A 6,879-nucleotide genomic window follows, 5' to 3' on the forward strand; every position below is an offset into this window, starting at 1 on the left:
GCCCCGCTCCTACGAAATCCGCTTGCACGCCCCGGATACCTTCAAGGAGGTCCTCTCCGATTTCAAACTGACGGTGCGTGACGGCGATCTGACCACGGTGGACGGGGTGCCGACCTTCGCCCTGATCGGTGACATGGGTGCCTGGGTGGAGGACGAGCCCCTCAAGCATCTCTGTTTCTTCCCGGTGGGGAACGGCAAACGGGTGGCCACGGGGATGGAGGTGCGCATCAATCCCAGCAACTTCGAACGCCAGCGTTACGGCTCGATGATGGGCACGGTGAGCAAGGTGTCGGATTTTCCGGTGACCAGCGAGGGCATCGTCAACATGGTGGGCAACTCGGACGTGGCCAAGGCGCTGTTGAAAAGCGGCGGCACCATCCTGGTGGAGGCGGATCTGCTGACCGACCCGGAGGCGCCCTCCGGATTCAAGTGGACCTCGAAGGGGCCCGACGCCGTGGTGACCGCCGGGGCCACCACCACCTGCCGCATCACCGTGGAACAACGGGCGCCCATCACCTTCGCCATGCCGTTGCTGCGTAAATGGTTCATGGGCGAATCCGATCAGTTGTCGGCGATGTAAGGCGATGGTCGAACTACCCAATCTGTGGCCGAAACGCAAGAAGACCCCTTTCATTCTGCAGATGGAAGCGGTGGAGTGCGGCGCCGCCGCCCTGGCCATGATTCTGGGCTATTACGGGCGTTTCGTGCCGCTGACCCAGCTTCGCGTCGATTGCGGCGTCTCCCGCGACGGCAGCAAGGCGGCCAACGTGCTGAAGGCGGCCCGCAAGTACGGTCTGACCGCCAAGGGTTTCAGCAAGGGCATGGACACCATCAAACAGGTGCCGCTGCCCTGCATCGTCTTCTGGCAGTTCAACCACTTCCTGGTGGTGGAAGGCTTCGACAAGGGGCGGGTCTATCTCAACGATCCGGCCATCGGACACCGGGAGCTGACCGAGGAGGAGTTCTCCGAAGGCTTTACCGGCGTGGCACTGACCTTCGAGCCCGAAGAGACCTTCGAGAAGGGGGGACGCCTGCCCAGTCCCTTCCCCGCCATCCTCGAACGCATCCGGGGCAGTGAACAGGCCCTGACCTACATCATGGTGTGCGGGCTGCTCTCCGCTTTTCCCGCCATCGTTACCGCCGCCTTCACCCGCCTCATGGTGGACGAGGTCATCGCCGTGGGCCGTTTCGAGATGCTGCGACCCATCCTGCTGGGCATGATCGCCGTGTTGGCCTTTCAGGTGGCGCTCACCGCGGTCAACAACCTGTTTTTCCGTCGCATGAGCAAGGGGCTTTCCGCCAAGCTCAACGCCGAGTTCTTCCGCCACATCCTGCGCCTGCCCTACCAGTTCTATTCGCAACGCTATGCGGGCGACGTGGTGGAACGCAGCCAGATCAACGACATGCTGGTGGAACTCATCGCCGGGCAGCTCACCGGCACCGTGGTGGGTTTGATCACCATGGTCTTCTACGGCCTCGTGCTGTTCAGCTACGACCTGGATCTGACCCTGATCGGTCTCTTTTCCACCTTTCTGAACTTCGCCTTCATGCAGGCGGTGGCGGCGCGACGCATGGAAGCCAACCTGCGCATCGCCACGGAGATGGGCAAGGTGCAGGGCGTCACCATCGCCGCCATCCAGAGCGTCGATTCGCTCAAGGCCTCCGGGCTGGAGAGCGCCTTCTACGAAAAATGGGCCGGTTATTTCACCTCCGGGGCCAACGCCCAACTGCGACTGACCCTGGACAGCCGCACCTTCTCCATTCTGCCCACCTTCACCAACTCCGTGGTATCGACCCTGACCCTGCTCATCGGCGGTTTCAAGGTGATGAACGGGGAGATGACCTTCGGCACCCTGATGGCTTTCAATGCGCTGATGGGTATGTTTCTGGGGCCGATCAACGGTCTGCTGGGCCTGGGTATCCAGATTCAGCAGATTCGGGGCAACATCATCCGCCTGGAGGATGTGACGCAAAACCCCACCATCGACCGGATTCCACCCCCTCCCGAACCGCCGGGGGCGCCCGAAGCGGTCGTCGACCTCTCGGGCCGAACCCGACTGGAGGGGCAACTGGAGATGATCGACATCCAATACGGCTATTCGCCCACCGAGGCCCCGCTGATCACCGCTTTCAATCTGAAGGTGTTGCCGGGGCAGCGGGTGGCTCTGGTCGGCGGCAGCGGCTCCGGCAAATCCACCCTGGCCAGGATGGCCGCCGGATTGATCCAGCCCTGGGCCGGGGCGGTGCGTTTCGACGGGGTGAGCCGCCACAAGGTGCCCGCCGAGCTGCTGACCAACTCGGTGGCCATGATCGAACAGGATATTCTGCTTTTTCCCGGAACCATTCGGGACAATCTGACCCTGTGGGATGCCACGGTGCCGGAGCAGTGGCTTCTGGACGCCCTGGAGGACGCGGACATCGCCGAGTTCGTCATGGGCCTGGCCAAAGGGCTCGATACCAAGGTGGAGGAGGGGGGCGGCAACATGAGCGGCGGGCAGCGGCAACGTCTGGAAATCGCCCGGGCCCTGGTGCGCAAACCCTCTTTTCTCATTCTGGACGAGGCCACCAGCGCCCTTGATTCGGAGACCGAAGCCACCATCATGCGCAACCTCAACCGTCGGGGCTGTTCGGCGTTGATCGTGGCCCATCGCCTGAGTACGGTGCGCACCTGCGACCGGATACTGGTGCTGCAAAAGGGCAAGGTGCGGGAATCGGGCAGCCACGACGAGTTGTGGGCCAAACAGGGGCTCTATGCCAAATTGCTCAAGGCGCACTGAATCGGGCGGGCCGATCCCGTTTCGGGGCCGCTTCGAGGGGAGGTGGGGATGAACCCGGAAGCCGAATCGGGCCAAGAGGCCGGGGTGAGCCTGTTGCCAAGCCAGCAATACCTGTTGCTGGACGAGGCGGCCTGCTGCCATCGGGTATTGGAAGGCGCATTGGCCATCTATCGGGTTCGTGTCGAGAACGGCCTTCCCGTGGGGGCCCGTCGCCACCTGTTCACCTGTCTGGAAGGCAAGGTGCTGCACGGTGTCGCCCTGGAACACGAAGGTGCCCGCCACGTCCTGATGGCGGTGGCCACGGAGGCCTGCCGCCTGCTCCGCATCGAACTGCCCGCCGCCGACGCCCCTGTCGTGACGGTGGAGGAGGGGCTGCTGGACGGATTCCAGGGTTTCGCCTCCCTTCTGGCGGATCGTCTGCTGGAGGGGGTCGAGACGCCCTATGCCGAGAAGGTCGAGGTCGCCGTGCCCTTTCAGTTTGCCGAGGGCCAGTGTTTCCGTTCGGCAGGCCACGGTTTCTCTCTGCTGCGGCTCGATTCGGGGGTGGTGCGTCCCCTGGATCTGGAACCGCTCGACCGTTCCGAACCTCTGGCCACCACCGGCTCCCTCTGGTTCCGGGCCATGACCCCGGTCAAGGGGATGTTTCACCCCTTCACCGAGGAAACGGTCGATCTTTTCGCCCTTTCGTCGGGAGTGGCGGCGCTTGGCCAGGCCTTTCTGCGCCACAGTCTGCAGCTCGAAGCCCAATCCCGGACCGTGGAACGGCAACGGTTCGCCCAACTGGAGGCCCTGGGGCGCGAGGAGGAGCGACGGACCGTGGCCCTGCTGCGCCCCGGACAACGTCACGACCCCCGCCTCTTCGTCCCTCGGGAGACGCCGCTTCTGGGGGCCATGGGGGTTATCGGCGGTTATCTGGGCCTCCGCATGGTGGCGGAACCCGAGGCCTTGACCCGCCACAGCGGTCGCGACGAACAGGTGGGCGTGGTGTGCCATGCCTCCGGAACCCGCTTCCGGCGGGTGCGGTTGCTGGGCACCTGGTGGCGGGACGATGTCGGCCAGTTGCTGGCCTTCCGCAAAGCCAACGGCGCTCCGGTGGCCCTGATCAACGAAGGCTACTTTCTGGGACTGGCGCGGCGCTACGAAGTGGTGGACGGGGAGAGCGGACAACGCCAACCCCTGACCCCCGAAATGGCGGAAGAGTTCGACGAGGTGGCCTACGCCTTTCTGCGGCCCCTGCCGCTCACGGGAAAACTCTCCTTTGCCCAACTGAGCCGCTTCACCTACCTGCCCTTTCTGGGGGAGGTGCGCCTGATGCTGCTGCTCTCCCTGGTTTCGGGGCTCCTGGGCATCTTCATGCCGGTGGCCAACTTCATGATGACCGACCGGGTCATCCCCGACGCCAATCGGGAGTTGATGACCGATCTGGCGGTGGGGCTCATGGCCATGTCCATGGGAATATTTCTCTTCGGCCTGTCCAGCGGTCTGGTCTCCATCCGTTTCAAAAGCCAGTTGACCGCCCATCTGCAGGTGGCGGTCATGGACCGTCTGTTGCGCCTGCCGCTGCGCTTTTTCCGGCGATTCCCCAGCGGCGACCTGCTCAACCGGGCCATGATGATTTCGGAGATCAGCGCCGGCTTTTCCATGAACACCTTCGGCGCGGTGCTGGGGTTGCTGTCGACGCTGATCATGCTGGGCGTCTGTTTCTACTACTCGGCCAAACTGGCTTTTCTGGCTCTGGTGGCGGCGCTGGTGACCTCGGTTTTTTCGCTGAGTTTCTCCTTCATCATCCGCAAGAAGGCGCTGAACGTGGAGTTGAAGAGCGGGGAGGAGTTCGGCTTCGTGGTGCAGATGGTCAACGGGGTCAGCAAGCTGCAGATCGCCCGGGCCGAGGGGCGCGCCCTCAACCAGTGGGCGGCCCGCTTCGGCGAGCAGATGAAGGAGGAGCAGGCCATCGACGAACTGGAACACTGGTCGGGGTTGATCAACCTGGTGATCCAGTCCGGCAGCACCATCGCCCTCTATTATCTGGCCGGGGGCATGGTGGCCGAGACCGCCGCGCTGCAGGCCATCAATCCCCTCACGCCGCCGCTGTTGACCATCGGCACCTTTTTCGCCGTTCAGGGGGCCTTCGGTTCTGTGGTGGGCGGGATCGTGAGTTTCTTCGCCACCTTCATCAACATCCATCAATTGTATGCCAAACAGGAGCTGGTGCGGCCCATTCTGGACGAGCCGGTCGAAGGCGGTACCTGCAAAACCGATCCGGGACGGCTGGACGGGCAGTTGCAGTTGGCGCGCGTCACTTTCCGCTACAGCGGCGACGGTCCCCGTGTGCTGCACGAGGTCTCCCTGAAGGTGCAGCCGGGGGAGTTCATGGCCCTGGTGGGCCCCTCCGGCAGCGGCAAGTCCACCATTCTCAAGCTGCTGCTGGGCTTCGAGTTTCCCGAAAGCGGACAGATTCTCTTCGACAAGAAGGATATCTCCGATCTCGACATGCTGCTGGTGCGCCGTCAGGTGGGGGTGGTGCTGCAGGATGGCCGCATCAACGCGGGCACCATCTACCACGCCATTTCCGGAGCCAGCAGCTTGAGCATGGACGAGGCCTGGGAGGCGGCGGAGGCGGCGGGGTTCGCCGAGGATATCAAAGCTTTTCCCATGGGCATGCACACCCTGTTGTCCGAGGGGGCGACCACCCTTTCCGGGGGGCAACGGCAGCGTCTGCTCATCGCCCGCGCCCTGGCCACCAAACCCCGCATCGTCTTTTTCGACGAAGCCACCAGCGCCCTGGACAACCGCACCCAGGCCATCGTCACCGAAAGCCTGCGGCAGAGGAAGATCACCCGCGTCGTGGTGGCTCATCGGCTGACCACCATCATGGACGCCGACCGCATCTACGTGCTGGACAAGGGTGAGGTGGTGGAGGAGGGGAATTTCGAGGAGCTTATGGCGCGCAAGGGCTTGTTTCAACGCATGGCCAGCCGGCAGTTGGCTTGACGGCCATGAGCCGCGCCACGCTTTTGCGGGCCTGGTGGATCTTCTTCGCCGGCAGCGTGCTGTTGTTATCCCTGCTGTTTGCGTGGCGACCCTTGTGGATAAGGGAGGCTCTGTTCGGCCTCTCCCTGCTGCAACTGGTGGTCGGGCTCACCCTGGCGCGTCGCGGCGGGGTGGCGCCCGAGGGACTCTTCACCGGACGGGGCTGGGGTGTGGCTCTGGGGATCCTCGCGCTGTTGCTGCTGCTCGAACAGGTGGTGGTGGCGCATGCCTTCGGCCCGCGTCAGGGATGGCTGCAGGCCGCGATCGAGCTGGTGCGTCGGGTGGTGTTGATCGGCTTCGTGGAGGAGTTGTGGTTCCGTGGCGTTTGGATGGCGCTCTTCCGGGAGCGCATGGCGATTTCCATCGGCCTTGGCAGCCTGCTCTTCGGGCTGATGCACCTGCCCGGTAGTGGGGAAGCGGTGGTTTATACCACCGGGGTGGGGCTGCTCTTCGCGGCGGCGAGGCAGCGGGGGGCTTCCATCCTGACCCTGGCTCTGGCCCATGGCGCTCTGGACTGGATCAACCGGGTGGTCTTTCCGGGGAGCGCCTTTCGAATGGGGCCGGTTGCCTCGATGACCCTTTACGCCGCCGTTTGCCTGACGGCTACGGTTGTCCTGCTGTGGCGGGATAACCAATCCCCCCGCTTACCCTAGGGCGTGTTGACATTTGCCAGATTTTGGTTCCTGGCAAGGCGCAAGACGGTGAGGAAGCGGAGTGTAGCTCGCCTACATGAGCATTCCGAACCGGATTGCAACGCGGCCAGGGACCAAAAGATGGTGAATGTCAACACGCCCTAGCGAGCAAGGAATCACCAACATTTCGTAACTATTCAGCCCCCTCGCATTGAGCGGCATGATCGTTTCAACGTCGAAAGGAAAAGTCCCAGGGGTGCCCCCCGGACCCCGTGGGGTTGGAAGTCAACGGCAAAAGGAACAGTCCCAGGGGTGCCCCCTGGACCCCGTGGGGTTGGAAGTCAACGGCAAAAGGAAAAGTCCCAGGGGTGCCCCCTGGACCCCATGGGGTTGGAAGTCAACGGCAAAAGGAAAAGTCCCAGGGGTGCCCCCTGGACCCC

4 protein-coding genes are annotated in these 6,879 nt (G+C 63.6%); all 4 read left to right on the top strand.

Annotated features, from left to right (window positions below):
- Window positions 1-580 (top strand): hypothetical protein (locus HQL56_17115; protein MBF0311239.1); only part of this gene is annotated, 580 nt, incomplete at its 5' end.
- Window positions 581-584: 4 nt separating this feature from the next.
- Window positions 585-2,777, top strand: a complete 2,193-nt coding sequence (locus tag HQL56_17120; GenBank protein MBF0311240.1) for an NHLP family bacteriocin export ABC transporter peptidase/permease/ATPase subunit — start codon at window positions 585-587, stop codon at window positions 2,775-2,777.
- Between the two features lie 48 nt (window positions 2,778-2,825).
- Entirely contained in the window at window positions 2,826-5,768 is a 2,943-nt protein-coding gene (locus tag HQL56_17125; GenBank protein ID MBF0311241.1) for an NHLP bacteriocin export ABC transporter permease/ATPase subunit, read from the top strand.
- Window positions 5,765-6,460 (top strand): CPBP family intramembrane metalloprotease, encoded by a 696-nt coding sequence (locus HQL56_17130; GenBank protein MBF0311242.1) that lies wholly within the window; start codon window positions 5,765-5,767, stop codon window positions 6,458-6,460. The genes HQL56_17125 and HQL56_17130 overlap by 4 nt, the downstream gene beginning before the upstream one ends.
- Window positions 6,461-6,879: the final 419 nt, after the last annotated feature.

The sequence above is a fragment of the Magnetococcales bacterium genome (assembly GCA_015231925.1).
In the GTDB taxonomy this organism is placed as follows: Bacteria; Pseudomonadota; Magnetococcia; order Magnetococcales; family JADGAQ01; genus JADGAQ01.